The organism is Aquamicrobium sp. YD-1-mutant5 (genome assembly GCF_059509755.1).
The window spans coordinates 186,995-206,605 of sequence record NZ_JCAKKP010000001.1 but is presented as its reverse complement, the minus strand read 5'-3'; the positions used below and the strand labels follow the sequence as shown (position 1 = coordinate 206,605).

Below are 19,611 nucleotides of genomic sequence, written 5' to 3'. Positions count from 1 at the left end.
GAGTTCGGAAAACATCCATGACGGCAATCGAATCGCCCTGCATCCTTGTTTGCTCGATCGATATGAAGAGCGGCTACTGCATCGGCTGCGGGCGCACCGGCAGCGAGATCGCAGGATGGATCGCCATGAGCCCCCCGGAGCGTCGCCGCATCATGGATACTCTGGGCGCAAGACTGGAAAAGATGGAAGGCAGCATGAAGGCAAAATCCCCGGCCATCCCCAAGACGCGCCAGCGCATCAGGGCTCCCCGATGAGCCGCGGTCTGTGGATCATACTTGGCCTCATCGGGCTCGGCGCCATCCTCCTGATGCTCAATCACGAATCCGGCGCGACGCTGGGTTTTCTTAACGAGGATTTCGCCAACCTCATCTGGCTCGGCCTTCTCGCGGCGGTGATCGGCGCCGGCCTGCTGCGCTCCGGCCGGCGTTTCGGTGACATGGCGCGCAGCCTTGGCCTGTGGGCCCTGATCGTCATCGCTCTCATTGCCGGCTACCAGTACCGCTATGAGCTTCAGGATTTCGGCAGCCGCATCACCGCCGGCCTGATTCCCGGAAGTCCCCTGATGCTCGGCACCGAGGACGGCCGCGCCACTGTTGCACTGGACAAGGGGCGCAGCGGTCATTTCGAGGTGCGCATGGTGATCAACGGCAAGTCGATCCCCGCGCTGGTCGATACCGGCGCAACCACAACAGTTCTAAGCGCCGAGGACGCGCGCATCGTGGGTTTTGATCCGGCCTCGCTGAACTATACCGTCCGCGTTTCGACCGCCAACGGCACCGCGAGCGCGGCGGCAGTACGCGCGGGGGAGATCGCCGTCGGCAACATCGTGCGCCGCAACCAGCCCGTGCTGGTCGCAGCCCCCGGCGCCCTGAGGCAAAGCCTGCTTGGCATGAATTTTATCGGCTCGCTGTCGGGCTTTGACGTGCGCGGCGACCGCATGATCCTTCGCGACTGAAAAAAGGAGCAGACATGACCACTTCAACTGCAAATCCGCAAACCGTCACCGCCTTCTGGCGCGAGGCAGGACCGGAAGCCTGGTTCAGAAAGGACGAGGCTTTCGACACCGACTTCCGGAAGCGTTTCCTTGACCTGCACTATGCGGCAGCCCGCCGCGAACTGGATGGCTGGATGGGGGATCGCGAAGGCGCGCTGGCGCTTATGATCCTTCTCGACCAGTTCCCGCGCAATTGCTTCCGGGGAACGGGACACATGTTCGCAACCGATCCGCTGGCCAGATATTATGCGGCCAGAGCAATTGAAGCCGGTCACGACATGGCCGTAGACGAGCAGATCCGCGTCTTCTTCTATCTCCCGCTGGAACACTCCGAAGATCTGGACGATCAGAAGCGCTCGGTCGAGCTGCACAAGGCCAATGCGGCCAGCTATCTGAGCTATGCCGTCGATCACTACGACATCATAAAGCGCTTCGGGCGTTTCCCGCACAGGAACGGGCCTCTGGGCCGGGTGACAACAGCCGAAGAACAGGCATTTCTGGACGGGGGCGGCTTCGCAGGCTGATTGGCACCCCTCTTAAGGCCCGGCTCAGCCGCGCCACCATTGCCTGCCGGAGTCGAGACGCTCGATTCCGGCGGCGTCAACGCCAGCCAGAAGCTCCCCGACGCGCTGCCCGCCAATCTCAAGGGTCGCAGCAAGCTCCGAAAGCGGTGCCAGCACGAAGGCGCGTTGCAGCATGCGCGGATGCGGCACTTCCAGCCCCGTTTCGTTGATGACGCGGTCGTCGTACAGAAGAATATCGATGTCGATGAGACGTGGCCCCCACCGTTCCTCGCGAACCCGCTTGAGGCTGTGTTCCGTCTGAAGGCACAGTTCCAGCAATTCGCGGGGGCGCAGCGTGGTGTGAAGTTCGGCTGCCGAATTGAGAAAATCCGGCTGATCGGTCTTTCCCCACGGCGGCGTCCTGTGCAGCGACGACACGGCGGTCACCCGCACCTGTGGATGCGCGTCCAGCGCCCGCAGCGCCGCACCCATCGAATGGGCGGGATCGCCAAGATTTCCGCCGAGGCTGACGAAAACGCGGCTATCGCGGCCAGGCAACGGTCACCTCCACATAATCCAGCACACCGCGCACCGGCGCATTGGGCTTCCTGACCGTTATCTCCGCGCGCTGGATCTGCGGAAAACGGGCCGACAGCGATTTGGCGACTTCATGGGCCAGCGTTTCGATGAGGAAATGGCGGCGGCCGGTGATGATCTCCTCGATCACGCTGAAGGCCACGCCGTAGTCGACCGTGGCGTCCATCGCGTCGGCTTCGAGCGGCTTCGTCGGCTCTACATGCAGCACCGCATCGACATAGAAGCGCTGGCCGAGTTTTTCCTCCTCATCCAGCAGCCCGTGCGTGGCGAAGAAGGCGCAATTCTTCATACGGATGACATACATGGGCTGGTGTCCGGACTATGAGGAAAGGTAAGCTTCACGGGCCAGCATAGCATCCGTGACTGCCAGCGCATCCGCATTGATTGCGACATCGTGGACGCGAAAAAGATCGGCGCCCCGCAAGCGCAGAATGATGCTGGTGGCGGCGGTCGCCGCATCGCGGTCCGGCGCTTCGCGTCCGGTCACGGCTCCGAGAAAACGCTTGCGCGAGGTTCCGGCCATCAGCGGGAAGCCCAGCTCAAGCAGTTCCCCGAACCGGGCCATCAGGTCGATATTGTCTTCCGGCGTTTCCTTGGCGAAGCCGAAACCGGGATCGAGCACGATATGCTCTTCGCCGATGCCAGCCGCCCGCGCGATCTCCAGAGATCTGCGCAGGAACAGGAACTGGTCTGCAACCGGGTCGGCAAGCTTTTCCCGTTCGCGCCCCGTATGCATGATGACAAGCCCTGCCCCGGTTTGCGCCGCCACATTGGCTATGCCGGGCTCGCGCTGCAGGCCCCAGACATCGTTGACGATATGAGCGCCCGCCGCCACCGCCAGCCGTGCCGTTTCTTCCCTGTAGGTGTCCACGGAGATGATCGCCCCGTCGAGCGACGCCAGCGCCTCGATCACCGGCAGGGCGCGGGCCTGTTCTTCCTTCGCCGTGACGGGTGCGGCTGCCGGGCCGGTCGATTCGCCACCGACATCAATGATCGCCGCCCCCTGCTCCATCATGAGCCGGGCGCGCCCCACCGCATCGTCAAGCGAACGATAGCTGCCACCATCGGAAAAGCTGTTGGGCGTCACGTTCAGGATGCCCATGACCACGGCACGCGGACCGAGATCGATATGGCGTCCATGCGCCAGTTGCCATCGTCTCATCATAGTTTCAGTTCAGCCCGTGGCGATTGACTGTTTTTCCGTTGCGCCGAATGCCGCCGTAACGCAAGGTGCAGCGCGAGACAACATGATGAAGAAAATTTTCCTTTCCCTGATCATTGCAGCCAGCGCAGCGGTCCCCGCCGCCGCCGAAACGGTTGCGAAGAGCTACAGCTATTTCAACATCCGCGGCACGACTTTCGAGCAGATCGAAAAAGACCTGTCGAACCGGGGCCCGCATGTCAAATCCACCGGCCTGCGGCATCCGGGTGCGACCCGAATGAATTTCACCACGAAAATCGGATATGCCAATGACGGGCGTTATTGCCGCATCGTTTCGGCCGATACGGTGGTGAAGGCGCGTGTCATCCTGCCCAGATGGAAACCGCGCGGCCGCGTAGATGCCGAGGACCGGCTTTTCTGGAACACGCTTTTCGCCGACATCAAGCGTCACGAGGACCGCCATGTCGAGATCGCGAAAACCCATGCGCGAGAACTGGAACAGGCCCTGAAAAAGCCGGCCCGTTTCAAAGATTGCGATGCCGCGGCGGCAAAAGCCAGGGAGATAACCTCCAAAACCCTCGCGCGACACGACCGGGCCCAGTTCGAATTCGACCGTGTCGAGACCATCAATTTTGAAAGCCGTTTGCTGCGTCTTCTGAGTTACCGCATCGAGAGGGCGGAGAAAGCCGCGAAGAAGCGCTAAAAGCCGGCACTGGTTCGCAATCTGCTGCGACATACCTTATGCATTTGGATATGATCTGACATTTATCGGCAATACGGGCCGCATTTTCAAAGAAGAACAAGAATGGATCAACCGATCAGCGCCCAGCCAAAACGGGCCGTCCCGGATTTTTCGCTCAGCGACCGTGAAAAGAACGTCATTATCGCCGGCTCCCTGCTTTCCATGCTGCTGGCGGCACTCGATCAGACGATCGTTGCTCCGGCTTTGCCGACGATCGCAAGCTCGCTGGGCCATGCAGAATATCTGTCATGGATCGTGACCGCATATCTGCTCACGGCGACGGCGGTTTCACCGCTTTACGGCAAATTGTCCGACATCTACGGACGCCGCGCGATCATGTTCGCCGCTATATTCATTTTCCTTGCCGGCTCGGTCATGTGCGCCCTGGCTCCCAACATGCTGGTGCTGATTGCGGGGCGTGCCGTGCAGGGCCTTGGCGGCGGCGGCTTGTTTGCCCTGACGCAGACGGTGATCGGCGACCTCGTTCCGCCGCTGGAACGGGCGCGCTATGCGGCGTGGATTTCCGGGACGTGGGCGGTCGCCAGCATCGCCGGCCCCCTGCTCGGCGGCGCTTTTGCAGAACATCTGCACTGGTCGCTCATCTTCTGGATCAATTTGCCGCTCGGTCTGCTCGCCGTTGCGGTCATCAACAAGCCGCTGAGAAAACTCGCTATCGCCGGCACAAGCCATAAAGTGGATGGCTGGGGCGCCATTTTGATGGTGATCGCAACCTTCATGCTGCTTCTCGCCGTCAACTGGGGCGGTAACCGCTATGCATGGAGTGATCCGCAGATCATCGGGCTGCTGGCGGGATCAGCGGTCTTCTGGCTGCTGTTCTGCCTGAGACTGCGCATGGCGGAAGAGCCTCTGGTCTCACTGGAGGTTCTGAGCAACCGGATCGTGCTGACCGGCACATTCACCATGTTTCTGCTTCAGGGAGGCAGCATCGGGCTTGCCGTCTATCTGCCCGTCTACATGCAGGCCACGCTTGGCATGTCGCCCGGCGACACGGGGCTTGCCATGCTGGGGCTGCTTCTTGGAACAGTTGTCGGTGCCGGAACCAGCGGACGGCTGGTTCCCCGCGTCGTGAACTACAAGAGAATTGCGTTTTTCGGCATAAGCGCCTCGATCTTGGGCCTCGGCGTTCTCGCTTACATCGCAGACACTGCACATCTTCTGGAGATCGAAATTGCGACCGCGATTATCGGTGCCGGCATTGGCACGATTTTCCCGGTCTCGACGATTTCGGTACAGAACGCGGTTGAAAGGAAGGATCTTGGCGTGGCGACAGGCCTGCTCACCTTCCTGCGCTCTCTTGGCGGCGCCATCGGCGTCGCGGCAATTGGCGCGATCGCGCTCGGCAACAACCTGCCGCTGGCGGGCGAAGGCGTGGCCACCACGGCAGCAAGCGGCCCGCACGGATCATTCTCGATCATCTTCCTGGCGGCGGCTGCCATGCTGCTCGCGGCTCTGATCGTCTACGCCTTCATGCCGCAGAAAGCGCTGCGCGGATCCGTGCCGACGGAAACGCCCATCATGCCGGAGTGAGCCGGATTTGGATTCCGGCGAGATCTGTCATCCCTGCCGTTCGGGAATCGACACGATCAGGCCGTCAAGCTCTTCCCGGATTCTGATCTGGCAGGAGAGACGCGAGTTCGGGCGCACATCATAGGCGAAGTCGAGCATGTCCTCTTCCATGGCTTCCGGTTCGCCCACGACATCGGTCCACGCCTCGTCCACATAAACGTGGCAGGTCGCGCAGGCACAGGCGCCGCCGCACTCCGCTTCGATACCGGGAATGGAATTGCGGATGGCGCTTTCCATTACGGTCGCACCGTTCTCGGCCTCGACATCGAAGCGGGTGCCGTCATGGGCGATGAATGTCAGCTTGGTCATCTGGTCACCTGAGGGGGAAGTCTCCGCGGAGATAATCACTCCGTGGTCCAAGTCAACTGCGGCGCAGCAGCGCCCCGCCACAGGGTTCAGCCGTTGTGCATGCCATTGCGCCGCCGGGCGATGAACGTCAGAACGGCCTGTGCCAGTTCATCCAGACGCCGCAGATTGTCATAGAGGTCAGGAGCCTTCTCGACCGCATCCGCTCCTTCGGCCAGCGCGAATGCTCCAACCCCGCGAGCCGCTCCTTTCAGGCCATGAGCCAGCGCCGCCCGCTCTTCAGGGGACGCATCGCCAATGGTGGACAGAACCGTCGTGAGCTGGTCGTCGAGCAGCCCCAGAACCTCGGCCTGAAGTGCGGCATCTCCCATTGTCTGGCGATCCAAATGGGCAAGATCGATGGGCGGCTCAGCGGGTTTCCCACAGTTTTCCAAAGCCTGTCCCGAAGTGGTCACATGTCCGCCTTCATTCATCGGCCCATATCCCCCTGCACCGAACAGCATGATCGCGCCGCAGCCGAAGATCACAGAAACCGGTGGATGGCGGGTTAAGGAATGGAGCCCCGGCGCACGCGAAAATAGCGGATTTACGGGGTTTTCCCATCACAGCGCCGTTAACCTTATATTTAAAGTTTTACGTATTGGCGCGAATGCATGTTTTATTTACCCCCCTGTGTCATTACGATACGAGGCTTCCATATGTGGCCTCTCGGCAGGGCGTAAAAGACCAGAACAAGACGCTCCACGCAGCTAGTACAGGGTAGCGAAGGCATGGCGAAGAAAACCACGACGGCAAAGTCCATCGACAAGGAAGTTGCCCAGGAGCTCGAAAAAGCCCTCGATCTTGATCTGAATCTTGACGTGGGCGATCTCGGCGACCTCGACATTGCAGCCTCGATGGAAGACCTCGAAGCGCAGATTGCGGAAGCTGCGGACGAGCTGGCGCGCGCCAGCCAGTCAGCGCAGACGCAGCAGGTGCAGGCGCCACCGAAGGCGCAGGCTCCTGTTTCGCAGCCATCTCCGGCTATTCAGCCACAGCCTGAAACGGCTGATCTTCGCCCTGTAGACCCGCAGCCTGCACAGCCGGCAGGCTTTGCTCCCGCCAATGATGATCGTCAGAAAGACTACAAGTCTCTCCTGCACAGCCTGAACCGCCGCACGCCCAACACCATCTACTGGGTGGTTGCCTTCCTGTCTCTGGCATGGATTGCAGGCGCTGCCGCGATCGCCAATCTTACGCTTGGCCCCGACGTGTGGCAGGTCCGCAGCTTCGACCAATTCATTGCCCGTCCGCAACTGATGGGTCTGGTGGTTGCCACCATTTTGCCGATCATCATGTTCTGGGCTTTCGCAGCGATGGTCCGTCGCGCTCAGGAAATGCGCCTTGCCGCACAGTCCATGACCGAGATGGCCTTCCGTCTGGCCGAGCCGGAAACCATGGCTCAGGACCGTGTCATGACCCTTGGCCAGGCCGTACGCCGCGAAGTCGCGGCCATGGGCGAAGGCATCGAGCGCACGCTGGCCCGCGCCGTCGAACTGGAAACGCTGGTTCACAGCGAAGTCAACCAGATCGAACGCTCCTATTCCGAGAACGAGGCACGCATCCGCTCGCTGGTGGATGGGCTTGGCAGTGAACGCGAGGCTGTCGTTGGCCACGCCGAGCGCGTCCGCGCTTCCATCGCCGGCGCGCATGAAACGTTGCGCGAAGAGATCAACACGGCCGGTGACGCCATTCGCGAAAGCATCATGGGCGCATCGACCCAGCTGTCGATGACCATCACCAATTCGGGCGACGCCCTTATCGACCGGATCAACGAAAGCTCGTCATCGATCTTCGAATCCGTCGAGAGCCGTCTCGATTCCATCACCGACCGCCTCTCCACCTCCGGCGAGGCTTTCGCGAGCCTTCTCGATACGCGTATCGCCAAGCTCACTGACAGCGCCGACGGTCTGACCCGCTCCCTCACAGAGCTGCTCGACGATCGCACCTCCGGCATGGTTTCCCTGCTGGGCGGCGCCGCGCGCAACCTCACCTCCGAGTTCGAGGCCAGCCTTTCGGGCATCGAGCGTACGCTGGCCGAGCGCGGTCAGGCGCTGATCAGCGAGTTCGAAACACGTGCCGAGGCGCTGGACACCGGCACCCAGAAGCTGAACGCCGCGCTCGAAGCACGCGCGCGCCAGATCAACGAGACGCTTGCCGACCGCACCCGCGACATCGCACAGGCCTTCACGTCCGGCAGGGATTCGCTGTCGACCCTCATCGAGGAAGGCCGCGACCGCATCGGCGCCGATATGGCGGATCTCATCTCCTCCACCTCCACCATGCTCGAAGCCCGCGCCGGCGATTTCGCGGGACGGCTCGAATCCGCGCGCGATACCGTTTCCAGCGCCTTCGACGCCGATATCGAGCGTCTGGCCGAAGCGCGCGCCGGCATTGACGACGCCGTGCGCCAGCACAGCGTGGAAATGGCGGAAAGCCGAGAGCGCATGGCTGCCGCCCTGCATGAGGATCTGGCCAAATTCGCCGAGGGTCGCGCCGAAATCGACAGCGTCGTCTCCGGGCAGATCGAAAAGCTGGCCGAAGGCCGCAACCTCATCTCGCGCGCGCTGGAAGAAGACCTGCGCAAGGTCAACGAATCCCGCTCTGCCATCGATGCATCGCTGGGCTCCCATCTGGAAGCCCTCGACATTGGCCGCAAGCGGCTGGCGGATTCGCTGCACGAAGACTCCCAGAAGCTGGTGCAGGTGCGTGCAGACATTGATGAAATGGTCTCCAGCCATGTCAGCAAGCTGGCCGAGGGGCGCAACATTCTCACCCGCGCTCTGGAAGCCGACCTCACCAAGCTGGCGGACAGCCGCTCCAGCATCGACGGGCTGGTTGCCGGTCAGGTGGAGAAGCTGGCGGAAGGCCGCGACGTCCTGCGCCGCGCCATGGAGGCCGATCTCGCCAACATCAACCGCATGATCGCGGACCATTCGGAGAAGCTTGCTGGCGACCGCAATCTCCTTTCGCAGGTTCTGGAATCCGACCTTGCGAAGCTGGAAGAAAGCCGCTCCGGTCTTGATGGCCTCGTCGCCGGTCAGGTCGAGAAGCTGGCGGAGGGCCGTGACATTCTGCGCCGCGCCCTCGAAGCGGATCTCACCAACATCAACGGTCTCATTTCCGAACATGCCGACAAGATCGCCAGCGACCGCAGCGTGCTGTCGCAGGCTCTTGAGGCTGATCTTGCCAGACTGGCGGAGAGCCGTGCGGATATTGACGGGCTTGTCAGCGGTCAGGTCGCGAAGCTCACTGAAGGCCGTGACGTTCTCACCTCCGCACTGGAGCGCGACCTCGACACCATCCGCGGCGTGATTGCCGAACAGTCCCAGCAGATCACCGGCGAGCGCGAGCGCTTCTCGCAGTCGCTGGAAGATGATCTTCGCAACGTCAACAGCCTCGTCGGCGCCCATGCCGACCGTCTGGTTCAGGAGCGCGCCGCACTTGCAAAGGCGCTCGAAGACGACCTCGCAAAGCTCGCCGAAAGCCGCTCCAGCATCGACGGTCTCGTTGCCGCGCAGGTGGAGAAGCTGGCAGAGGGCCGCGACATCCTCAAGCGCGCCCTTGAAGCGGATCTTGCAAAACTGGCCGATAGCCGCGCCGGCATCGACGGGTTGGTCACCGGCCAGGTCGAGAAGCTGGCGGAAGGCCGCGATATTCTGACGCGCGCCCTGCAAAGCGATCTCGGCACCGTACAGCAGGCGATCGCCGCGCAGGCCGAAAAGCTCGCTAGCGATCGCGCCAGGCTGTCTCAGGCGCTGGACGAGGACCTCGCCCGCGTCAACGCGCTCATCGACCAGCATGCCGAGCGCCTCGCACAGGACCGTGGCGCCCTCTCCCGCGTGCTTGAAGACGATCTGGCGAAGCTGGCTGAAAGCCGCGCAGGAATCGACGGGCTTGTTGCGGGTCAGGTCGAGAAGCTGGCCGAAGGCCGGACCATCCTGCAGCGTGCCCTCGAAGCCGATCTGGAGAAGATCTTCAACAGCCGCGGCCAGATCGAGGAAGCTGTTGCCGGACAGGTCGGCAAGCTTGCGGAAGCCCGTCAGGAGATCGACGTTGCCGTCACCGATCACATCGAACGCATCGCCTCGACCAGCACGCGGATTTCCGATTCGATCACCGGCGACATCGCCCGCATCGAAAATGCATTCGAGCGTCAGACCGGCGTGATCGAGGAGCGCACCAGCACCATGGAGCGCGCCCTGTCGATCGGTGTCGACAATATTCGGGGCACGCTTGAACAGAGCGCGGTGTCTGTCGCCAGTGCCCTGCGTGACAAGGTTCTGGAAGTCACGGCAGCCCTCAACGAGCAGGCCGGACTTGCCCTCAGCGATGCCGACCGCAAGATCGTGGAGCGCGCCGAGCAGACCTCCGCCGCGCTGCTGGCCCGTGCTCACGACATTTCCCGAACCTTCGAGGAAGCGGAAAACAGGCTTGCTGCGAGGGCGGAAGACACCTCTTCGATGCTCGTCGCACGCGCCGAGGAAACCGCCGACACGCTGGCGGCTCGCGCAGGCAACATCGTCGAGAGCTTCGAGGTCGCGGATCAGCGCCTTGCCCAGCGCGCCATGGAAACGGCGCAGTCGCTGGCGGCTCGCGCAGGCGACATCCTGCGCAACTTCGAGGATGCGGATAACCGCCTTGGCGCCCGCATCGGCGAATCCGCCGAGGCGCTGGCTGCACGCGCGGCAGATCTCGGCCGCATCTTCGATGCCGCCGATCAGCAGCTCATGGCTCGCATCGCGGAGGGCTCGGAAGCCCTTGGCGGCCGCGCCGCCGAAATGGGCCGCATCTTCGACGCTGCCGATGATACGCTGACCCGGCGTATCGCCGAAGGCTCGCAAACCCTCGTCGGCCGCGCTGCGGAAGTGGGTCGCGTCTTCGAGGACGTCGACCAGAAGATTACCCAGCGCATCGCCGAAGGTTCTGAGACCCTCGCCGGTCGTGCCGCCGAGATCGGTGGCGTGTTCGACGCGGCCGACCAGAAACTCACGCAGCGCATTGCCGAGGGCTCGCAGGCCCTCGTCGGTCGTGCCGCGGAAGTGGGCCGTGTCTTCGAAGCCGTCGACCAGAAGCTCACCCAGCGTATTGCCGAGGGGTCCGAAGTTCTCGGCGAACGTGCAGGCGAGATTGCCCGCGTGTTCGACGAAGCCGACAACCGCATGGTGTCGCGCATCGCCTACACCGCCTCGACGATCGGCCAGCATGCGGACAGCATTGTCGGTGCCTTTGCCGAGACGGAACGTCAGGTGGCCGCCCGCGCTGCCGAGACCAGCAGGGCGCTGTCCGATCAGGCGCGCTCCATCGAGGCAGCACTTGCCGGAGCCGACGAGCGCCTTGCCGCCGGTGCAGCAACGGTTGCCAGCCGCATTGGCGAGGAAGTCGCCAGCGTCGAGAACCGCCTCGCCCGCTCGGCCGAAACCATGGGCGAGAAGCTTGGCGAGCAGGTTGCCCGCGCCGAAAGCCAGCTGGTTGCCCGTGCCGATGCCATCGCAGAGACCTTCACTGCCGTTGGCCAGCATATCGGCCAGAGCACCAACGAAGCTGCGAAGACGATCGGCACCAACACCCGCGAACTCAACGAGATGCTGGCTGCCCGTTCGGCCGAAATGACCCGCATCCTCGACGAGACCGCGCGTCCTCTGGTCGAGCGTTTCGCCGAAGGCGGTTCCGAGCTCCAGAAGAGCATGGAAGAAGCCACCGAGCGTGCCACCGAAAAGCTGCGGCATGAAAATGCCCGCCTCGCCGGCGCGCTCGCCAACCGCACGGCGGAAACCCTCTCGGCCGTGGAAAACGCCCGGGCTACCCTCGCCGAGAGCATCAACGACCTGATCGGCCGCCTCGGCGCGTCGAGCCAGGGACTCGGCCAGCTCATCGAGAACGCCGCAGCCAATCTTGGCGAGATCGACGAGCGGCTGGCCGGCAGCACGCAAAGCTTCGCCGCGACCACGGAAAAGGCCGCGCAGACCTTTGCAAGCTCGGCCCGGCTGGTGGATTCCAACGCATCGCGCCTCACCGAGCTCTCGTCCAACACGCTGCGCGAGGTGGCTTCCATCGCCACCAAATTCGACGAGCACAGCCGTCTTCTCTCCAGTGCGTCGGAGCTGCTGAGCTCCGCCCAGAGCAATCTGGAGCACACGCTGGAGCGCCAGTCCTCGCTGGACGACCTTGCCGTCGGACTGGTGAAGAAGTCGGAAGACCTCGAAAAGGTGATGAAGTCCTTCGAGTCGTTGGTCGGCCGCACCCTGCAGACGGCAGAGAACCGTACGCTGGAATCGGCGGACAAGATCCGTTCGTCCATCGGCGACGTGGTGGAGACCGCCACCAAGCGCTTCGCCGACGCAACCGAGGACATGCGCCGCACGGCTGCCGCCATCAAGGGCGAGCTGGACCTGACCCGTGCCGAACTCAAGCGCGGCGTCGTGGAAATGCCGGCCGAGGCCAAGGAATCGACGACGGCCATCCGCCGCGCCGTTTCCGAGCAGATCAACGCGCTGAAGGAACTGTCCGCGATCGTCGCCAAGTCCGGCCGCGGCCCGGATGCTTCCGAGGCCAATCTGCGCCCTGCCGCACCGGCGCCCGCCCCTCGCCCGGCCGAACAGCCGCGCCAGGCGCAAACCGCGGTTCAGCCGGCAGCACCGGCGCCGGCGGCCGCCAATCCTCTGGGCGATACCGCGTTGCGCGGCGGGCTGGATACCCGGCCGCGGGCGGAACCGACCGTGCGCCAGCGCGAACCTGAAAACCGCTCGCAACAGCAGGGCGGCTGGGTCCGCGATCTGCTGAGCGGCGCCTCGCGTGAGGATGGCGCCAAGCCGGCGGCATCCGATGCGCCGCGCACGGCAAAGCCGGCCGAGCGTTCGCCGCTTCATGTCGTCGAGTCGCTCAACTCACTGTCGGTCGACATCGCGCGCGCCATCGACCACGAGGCATCGATCGAGCTGTGGAACCGCTATCGCCGTGGCGAACGCGACGTGTTCACGCGCCGCCTCTACACGCTCAAGGGCCAGCAGACCTTCGACGACATTCGCCGCAAGTATCAGGCGGAAGCCGAGTTCCGCGCCGCCGTCGATCGCTATTGCGAGGATTTCGAGAAGCTGTTGAAGGACGTTGCCCGCACAGACCGCGACAACATCATGACGCAGACCTATCTCACCTCCGATACCGGCAAGGTCTACACCATGCTAGCCCATGCCTCGGGCCGGCTTCGGTAAGGCGATAGTTCAGACACAAAAAGGGCGGGATTTTCCCGCCCTTTTTTGTGCCCGCCAAACCGCCGATGGCTTGCCACATCACCCATGCTGCCGAACCGAGTCCGATGAAGATCGTTTCGACGCACCTCCGTCCGACCGACATCAGAGATCTGTGCGAAGCTGGCTCTCGCCTCCGGGCAGCAGATAAATGTCACGCAGAGGAAATGGAGGCAGAGGTGTGGAAAGATTTTGCAGTCAGGCGGAATCGTCTGATATCGCACACATGAGGGCAAGAAAAACAAGCTGAGCAACGGAGCTGCGTTCATCAGAGCGTCCGCTGCTCCGGCCCCTATTCCAGTGTGGATTCCATTGTGGAGGCCCAGCTTTTTCGAAACGCCGGATGCCCGGCGCAGAAACATTAAAAAGGGCGGGAAATCCCGCCCTTTTTTGTTCGTCTGCAGTGGCCGCGATCAGGTGAGCGGCGAAAGCTGGATCTCCACGCGGCGGTTCTTCGCGCGTCCGTCGGCGGTGCCGTTGCTGGCGATCGGGCGGGTCTTGCCGAAACCGCTGACGGCGAACCTGCGCTGATCCACGCCCTGCCCCGAGAGGTAGTTGGCGACGGAGAGCGCACGACGCTGCGACAGGTCGTAATTGTGCTGATCGCTGCCGGTGGAGTCGGTGTGGCCATACACGTCGACCAGCGTCTGGTTGTACTTGCGCAGAACCAGAGCCACTGAATTCAGGACCGGATAGAAGTCGGCACGCACCGCGTCCTGATCGACACCGAAGGTGATGTCGGAGGGCATGTTGAGCATGATCTGGTTGCCGACACGGGTGACGCTCACGCCGGTGCCCTGCAACTGCGCGCGCAGCTCAGCTTCGTTCTGATCCATCTTGGCGCCGACCAGACCGCCAGCGAGCGCACCCACACCAGCACCGATCAGAGCATTGCGACGGTCATCGCCACCTGCAAGCGTGCCGAGCGCCGCGCCGGCCAGAGCACCGATGCCCGCGCCGCCGGCCGTATTGGAAATCTTCTGCTGGCCGGTATAGGGGTCGGTCGAGCATGCCGCCGTCAGAGCGCCGGCAACCATCATGGCGATCACTGTTCTGGTCTTCATCAGGATTATCCCTCATAAGCTGCGACGCAGTAAGCGCCCTTGGTCCCTTGCCGCCCGTTCTAGCATAAAATACGGCGAAAAGCGGAACTTGGTAGCCCTTTTGGGCTCAGGCCGGGGCTTTCCCCGGCCATTTGACCATCACTCCAGATCTGCAACCACTTCGCCCGATCCGCCTTCGATACGCTGGGACAGGGAAGCTTCCATGAATTCGTCCAGATCGCCGTCAAGAACATTCGACGGGCTGGTCGATTCCACGCCGGTGCGCAGGTCCTTCACGAGCTGATAGGGCTGCAACACATAGGAGCGGATCTGATGGCCCCAGCCGATATCGCTTTTGGACGATTCGGTTGCGTTGGCTGCCGCCTCGCGCTTCTTCAGCTCTTCCTCATAGAGGCGCGAGCGCAGCATTTCCCACGCCTTTGCACGGTTCTTGTGCTGCGAACGCTCTGCCTGACAGGCAACGGCGATGCCGGTAGGGATATGAGTGATGCGCACGGCCGAGTCCGTGGTGTTGACGTGCTGTCCACCCGAACCGGACGAGCGATATGTGTCGATGCGCACCTCTGATTCCGGGATCTCGATGACGATCGAATCGTCGATGACCGGATAGACCCAGACACTGGCGAACGAGGTATGACGGCGTGCATTGCTGTCATAGGGCGAAATGCGCACAAGCCGGTGCACGCCCGATTCCGTTTTCAGCCAGCCATAGGCGTTCTGGCCCTTGATGTGCACCGTGGCGGACTTTATCCCCGCCTCTTCGCCATCATGGACTTCGAGCACCTCGACCTTGAACCTGCGGCGCTCCGCCCAGCGCGTGTACATGCGCAGGAGCATGGAGGCCCAGTCCTGGCTTTCGGTGCCGCCGGCACCTGCATGGATTTCCAGATAGGTGTCGTTGGAATCGGCTTCGCCGGACAGCAGGGTCTCGACCTGACGGGCCTTCACCTCGCCGCGCATCGCGCGCAGGGCGTCCTCGGCCTCGGTGACGATGCTGTCGTCGCCCTCCTCCTCGCCCATCCCGATGAGTTCGAGATTGTCGGCCAGCGACTGCGTCAGGCTTTTGACGGCGCTGATTCCGTCATCAAGCGTCTGGCGCTCGCGCATCAGCTTCTGGGCTTCCTGCGGATCGTTCCAGAGCGTGGAATCTTCCGCCAGAACGTTCAGATACTCCAGTCGTTTAAGAGCCTGATCCCAGTCAAAGATGCCTCCTCAGCAGGGTTATGGCCTGCTTGATTTCGTCGACAATGTTCTGTGTTTCGGCGCGCATGGTTCGGCGCTGGTCCCTTATTGATGCAGATCGGATTGCTGGGCGCGATACATAGGCAGAGGGGCCGCCCCTGTAAAGCGAAATGGGCAGGCGCACGGCCTGCCCATTGTATTGTCAGAGCGCGAAAGCCGGCTCAGTAAAGGCCGCCGCCGCCAGACTGGATGGCCTGATTGGCTTGTGGCGAAAGTGCTTCGCCGTAGCCGTTGGAGCCATCCTCGCCCATGCCGATGACCCAGTAGGAGTCGGCCGGGCCGGTGCCGGGCTTGAAGGCCTCCATGATGGTACCCGGCTGGCCGGGTGTCGCCTGCATGCCGGTCTTGCGGTCGATGGAGACGAGGTTCATGCCATCCGGCACCTTGAAATCGACATTCGGCGTGCCTTCGAGCGCGGCGCGCATGAAGTCCTTGAACACCGGCGCGGACAGGCCGCCGCCGGTTGTGCCGCGACCGAGGCTCCTCGGCTTGTCGTAGCCCAGATAGAGGCCGACCACGAGATTGGGCGTATAGCCGATGAACCAGGCATCCTTTTCGTCATTGGTCGTGCCGGTCTTGCCGGCGATATGACGGCCAAGCTCGGCCACGGAGGTGGCGGTGCCCCGCTGCACCACACCCACCATCATCGAGGTGATCTGGTAGGCGGTCATCGGATCGAGAACCTGCTCCGCATTGTCGATCAGTTCAGGCTCCGGCTGGTTCTGCCAGTCGCTGGCATTGCAACCCTCGCAACCACGATCGTCGTGCCGGAAAACGGTCTTACCGTAGCGATCCTGGATGCGGTCGATGAGCGAAGGTTTGATCGAGCGACCGCCATTGGCCATGATCGCATAGGCAGAAACCATGCGCATCACGGTCGTTTCGCCCGAACCGAGAGACATCGGCAGATAAGGCGCCAGCTTGTCGTAGACACCGAAGCGCTCCGCATATTCGGCCACCAGCTTCATGCCCATGTCGTTGGCGAGGCGAACCGTCATCAGGTTGCGCGAACGCTCGATGCCGGACCGCAGCGTCGAGGGGCCGGCGGCGCGGCCATCATAGTTCTTCGGCGTCCATACCGTGTTGCCGCTCTGGATGGTGATGGGGCCGTCCATGATCACCGAAGCCGGCGTGTAGCCATTGTCCAGCGCTGCCGCGTAGACGATCGGCTTGAACGATGATCCGGGCTGGCGCATCGCCTGGGTGGCGCGGTTGAATTCGGACTGGGCGTAGGAAAAGCCGCCGACCATGGCCAGAACGCGCCCGGTATGCGGATCCATGGCGATCATGCCGCCGCTCACCTCGGGCATCTGACGCAGGCGATAGGCATTTTCGCCGCCTTCCTGCTTTTCCACTAACACCACGTCGCCGGGCTTCAGCACATCGGCGGGAGAGTTCGCCTTCAGCGTCTTGCCGTCCACGACATGGCGCATGGCAAACGACATGTCTTCCTTGGAAACGGTGCCTTCCACGCGTTCCTTGACCAGTTCACCCGAAACCTGCCTTGCCGGCTTCAGACCGATGCGGAGCCCGGAAGCACCGCTTTCCAGAACGACGGCGAGCGTCCATTCCGGCACATCGTCCAGCCCCTTGACCTCGCCCAGCGGCACGCCCCAGTCGCCGGAAACGTCGATGGTCGTCACCGGGCCGCGATAGCCGCGCAGCGTGTCGTATTTGATCAGGCCGGTCTGCATGGCCTTGCGCGCGATGCGCTGCATTTCCGGGTTGAGCGTGGTGCGCACCGACAGGCCGCCCTCATAGAGAGCCGTCTGGCCATAGCGGGAAATGATCTCGCGGCGCACTTCCTCGGTGAAATATTCGCCGGCGAACAGATAGGTGCCGCCGCGCCGCGGCTTGACGCCCAGCCCTTCGGCCTTGGCCTTTTCCGCCTCTTCCCGCGAGATGTAATTGTTCTCCACCATCTGGTCGATCACCCAGTTGCGGCGCTCGATGGCGCGCTCGGTGTGGCGGAACGGATGGTAGTTGGCCGGGCCCTTGGGCAATGCCGCCAGATAGGCGGCATCTGCGGTGGTCAGTTCGTTCACCGACTTGTCGAAATAGGTGAGCGCCGCGCCCGCTATGCCATAGGCGCCGAGACCGAAGAAGATTTCGTTGAGGTAGAGTTCGAGGATGCGATCCTTGGAATAGGCTTCCTCGATACGGAACGACAGCACGGCTTCCTTGATCTTGCGGTCAAGGGTCTGCTCGTTGGTCAGAAGGAAGTTCTTGGCGACCTGCTGGGTAATGGTAGAGCCGCCCTGCATGGGGCCGCCGGATACATAACGTACCGCAGCGCGGCCGATGCCCTGAATGTCGATACCCGGATGATTGTAGAAATTCTTGTCTTCAGCCGAAAGGAAGGCAGCCTTCACACGATCCGGTATGGCCTGGATCGGCAGATACAGCCGGCGCTCATGCGCATATTCAGCCATCAGCGAACCATCGGAAGCATGAATGCGCGTCGTTACGGGCGGCTCATATCTGGCCAGCACTTCATAGTCGGGCAGATCCTTGGAAAGATTGCCGACATAGACAGCCACGCCCGCTGCCACAAGCAGGGCAACCGCTGTACCGATGCCGAAAAAATAGCCCAATAGACGAATCATGCCCGCTCCGTTCGAGACTTCATGGCCCTCCGGTACGACGCATCAGCGCGCACAAAAACCCGAAAAGTGCCAGGATCGGGAACCATTGTCGCCCTCATGTGGGTAAATTACGGCAGCGGGCAAACCCGATTCTCGAAGGCCCTCACAATATCGTACTGTGTTGTGCGCTTGCAACGCTGCCTTTGCCGTCCAGAGGCCCTCACCCGCCGGCTGCGGCCTTGGCCGAAGCGAAGGCGGATATGGCATTGATGATGCTGTTTGCGGCCTTGTCCCGCCATTCGGGGTTGATCAGCTGCGCCTCGTCTTCCGGATTGGACAGATAACCAAGCTCCACCAGCACCGATGGCACATCGGGTGCGCGCAAAACCCTGAACCCGGCAAAACGATGCGGATTATTGATCAGTCCAACCGTTGTGGACAATTCTCCCACAAGCGTATTGGCAAAGCTCATCGAGAAGGAATGCGTCTCGCGACGGATCAGGTCGAACAGAATGTCGGCCACTTCCGGGCTGTCCACCTTCACCTCGACACCGCCAAGCTGGTCCGACAAGTTTTCGCGCTCCGCCAGCGCCTGCGCCTCGGCATCCGAAGCCTTGTCGGACACGGTATAGACGGTGGCGCCGCGAATGCCCTTGAGCCGGATCGTATCGGCATGAATTGAAATGAACAGGTCGGCCTCATTTTGCCGCGCGATCCGCACCCGGTCATCCAGGCGCAGGAACACATCGCTGTCGCGCGTCAGGATGACATCGTATTTGCGCGTGCTGGCAAGCTTCGCCTGCAGTTCGCGGGCAAACGCCAGCGTGATTTCCTTTTCCTGCGTACCGCTGACGCCCTCTGCTCCCCCGTCGATGCCGCCATGCCCCGGATCCAGAACCACGGTGAAGCGCTTGAGCGGATGGTTCGACCTGCGGTCGCCCTTGTCGCCGGCAACTGTCGAGGCCGTGGTCATCGCCTGCTCGGCCAGTGCCGCCTCAAACTCACGGTCTGAAGCCGCCGAAATCTCGATGGCGATGCGGTAGCCCTTGCCGTCCTCGTTTTTCAGAACATCGAGCCGGTCCACCATGAACGGCCCTTTGCCGGAGATGAGCAGGCGGGAATTGCCATCCCCGGTGCTGCCGTAGCGCACACCTGCCACCAAACCCTTGGCCTTGAGATCGGAGGTCGCGATTCTCATGTTCGTCGACGGCAGATCGATGACGAGCCTGTGCGGCGCACGCAAAAGGAACCAGCGCGGCTCCGGTTCGCCGTCGAAATTCATCACGATGCGCATCCTGGTGGCGTCGCCGGCCATTTTGTATTCGCTGGCGGTAACGGTCTCACCGGCCAGCACGGATGAAGGCATCAGCGCCTGCAATCCGCAAAGCAGAACCATAAGAGCAAGAACGGCAAGCAGACGCCCAACGGCGCCGGCCGACTTGCGATTTTCGGTATGCGTCCCGATATAATGTCGCGTGGCTTCCATTGCGGCGGCTTGCCCGTTGTTGATCGTAACGCCGATACGACGCAATTCGATTAACGG

At 62.5% G+C, this 19,611-nt stretch carries 15 protein-coding genes; 6 read left to right on the top strand and 9 right to left on the bottom strand.

Annotated features, from left to right (window positions below; translation table 11 throughout):
* The first annotated feature begins 17 nt into the window (after positions 1–17).
* The 3 genes from AC5XE7_RS00935 to AC5XE7_RS00925 are packed head-to-tail and all read left to right on the top strand — an operon-like array spanning position 18 to position 1,518.
* Positions 18–254: a DUF1289 domain-containing protein gene (locus tag AC5XE7_RS00935; protein ID WP_239798923.1), complete on the top strand. Its 237-nt coding sequence runs from the start codon at positions 18–20 to the stop codon at positions 252–254.
* A complete protein-coding gene (locus AC5XE7_RS00930) occupies positions 251–955 on the top strand; it encodes a TIGR02281 family clan AA aspartic protease (RefSeq protein WP_495364518.1) in 705 nt (234 codons plus the stop codon). Before AC5XE7_RS00935 ends, AC5XE7_RS00930 begins: the two co-directional genes overlap by 4 nt.
* A gap of 14 nt (positions 956–969) precedes the next feature.
* Positions 970–1,518, top strand: a complete 549-nt coding sequence (locus AC5XE7_RS00925; RefSeq protein ID WP_495364519.1) for a DUF924 family protein — start codon at positions 970–972, stop codon at positions 1,516–1,518.
* 24 nt (positions 1,519–1,542) lie between these two features.
* On the opposite strand, the gene folK is transcribed toward AC5XE7_RS00925, so the two are convergent.
* The 3 genes from folK to folP are packed head-to-tail and all read right to left on the bottom strand — an operon-like array spanning position 1,543 to position 3,259.
* Positions 1,543–2,055 (bottom strand): 2-amino-4-hydroxy-6-hydroxymethyldihydropteridine diphosphokinase, encoded by a 513-nt coding sequence (folK, locus tag AC5XE7_RS00920; RefSeq protein WP_495364520.1) that lies wholly within the window; start codon positions 2,053–2,055, stop codon positions 1,543–1,545.
* Positions 2,039–2,398, bottom strand: a complete 360-nt coding sequence (gene folB, locus AC5XE7_RS00915; RefSeq protein ID WP_183830648.1) for a dihydroneopterin aldolase — start codon at positions 2,396–2,398, stop codon at positions 2,039–2,041. The genes folK and folB overlap by 17 nt, the downstream gene beginning before the upstream one ends.
* A 15-nt stretch (positions 2,399–2,413) precedes the next feature.
* Positions 2,414–3,259 (bottom strand): dihydropteroate synthase, encoded by an 846-nt coding sequence (gene folP / locus AC5XE7_RS00910; RefSeq protein WP_495364521.1) that lies wholly within the window; start codon positions 3,257–3,259, stop codon positions 2,414–2,416.
* Here folP and AC5XE7_RS00905 point away from each other — a divergent pair.
* A complete protein-coding gene (locus tag AC5XE7_RS00905) occupies positions 3,189–3,959 on the top strand; it encodes a DUF922 domain-containing Zn-dependent protease (protein ID WP_495917596.1) in 771 nt (256 codons plus the stop codon). The two genes, folP and AC5XE7_RS00905, sit on opposite strands and share 71 nt — an antisense overlap.
* A 102-nt stretch (positions 3,960–4,061) precedes the next feature.
* Complete coding sequence (locus AC5XE7_RS00900) at positions 4,062–5,546, top strand: MDR family MFS transporter (RefSeq protein ID WP_495364522.1); 1,485 nt, start codon at positions 4,062–4,064, stop codon at positions 5,544–5,546.
* 27 nt (positions 5,547–5,573) lie between these two features.
* Here AC5XE7_RS00900 and AC5XE7_RS00895 read toward each other — a convergent pair whose 3' ends face one another.
* A complete protein-coding gene (locus tag AC5XE7_RS00895; protein ID WP_183830656.1) occupies positions 5,574–5,894 on the bottom strand; it encodes a 2Fe-2S iron-sulfur cluster-binding protein in 321 nt (106 codons plus the stop codon).
* An 86-nt stretch (positions 5,895–5,980) separates the two neighbouring features.
* Positions 5,981–6,262, bottom strand: coding sequence for a histidine kinase (locus AC5XE7_RS00890; protein WP_495364523.1), 282 nt, complete (start codon positions 6,260–6,262; stop codon positions 5,981–5,983).
* Between the two features lie 399 nt (positions 6,263–6,661).
* On the opposite strand from AC5XE7_RS00890, the gene AC5XE7_RS00885 reads away from it, so the two are divergent.
* A complete protein-coding gene (locus AC5XE7_RS00885; protein WP_495364524.1) occupies positions 6,662–13,141 on the top strand; it encodes an apolipoprotein A-IV repeat region-like domain-containing protein in 6,480 nt (2,159 codons plus the stop codon).
* Positions 13,142–13,590: 449 nt separating this feature from the next.
* On the opposite strand, the gene AC5XE7_RS00880 is transcribed toward AC5XE7_RS00885, so the two are convergent.
* The 4 genes from AC5XE7_RS00880 to AC5XE7_RS00865 form a co-directional block, all read right to left on the bottom strand.
* Entirely contained in the window at positions 13,591–14,241 is a 651-nt protein-coding gene (locus tag AC5XE7_RS00880) for a YiaD family glycine zipper/OmpA-like lipoprotein (RefSeq protein WP_183830663.1), read from the bottom strand.
* A gap of 138 nt (positions 14,242–14,379) precedes the next feature.
* Positions 14,380–15,511 (bottom strand): peptide chain release factor 2 gene (gene prfB / locus AC5XE7_RS00875; RefSeq protein WP_183830664.1). Its coding sequence is split into 2 segments (ribosomal slippage): positions 14,380–15,444 and positions 15,446–15,511, totalling 1,131 coding nucleotides; the frame shifts between segments, so codons are not numbered across the junction.
* A 133-nt stretch (positions 15,512–15,644) separates the two neighbouring features.
* Positions 15,645–18,089, bottom strand: a complete 2,445-nt coding sequence (locus AC5XE7_RS00870) for a penicillin-binding protein 1A (RefSeq protein ID WP_495364525.1) — start codon at positions 18,087–18,089, stop codon at positions 15,645–15,647.
* A 199-nt stretch (positions 18,090–18,288) separates the two neighbouring features.
* A complete protein-coding gene (locus AC5XE7_RS00865; protein ID WP_495364526.1) occupies positions 18,289–19,554 on the bottom strand; it encodes an N-acetylmuramoyl-L-alanine amidase in 1,266 nt (421 codons plus the stop codon).
* Positions 19,555–19,611 lie beyond the last annotated feature (57 nt).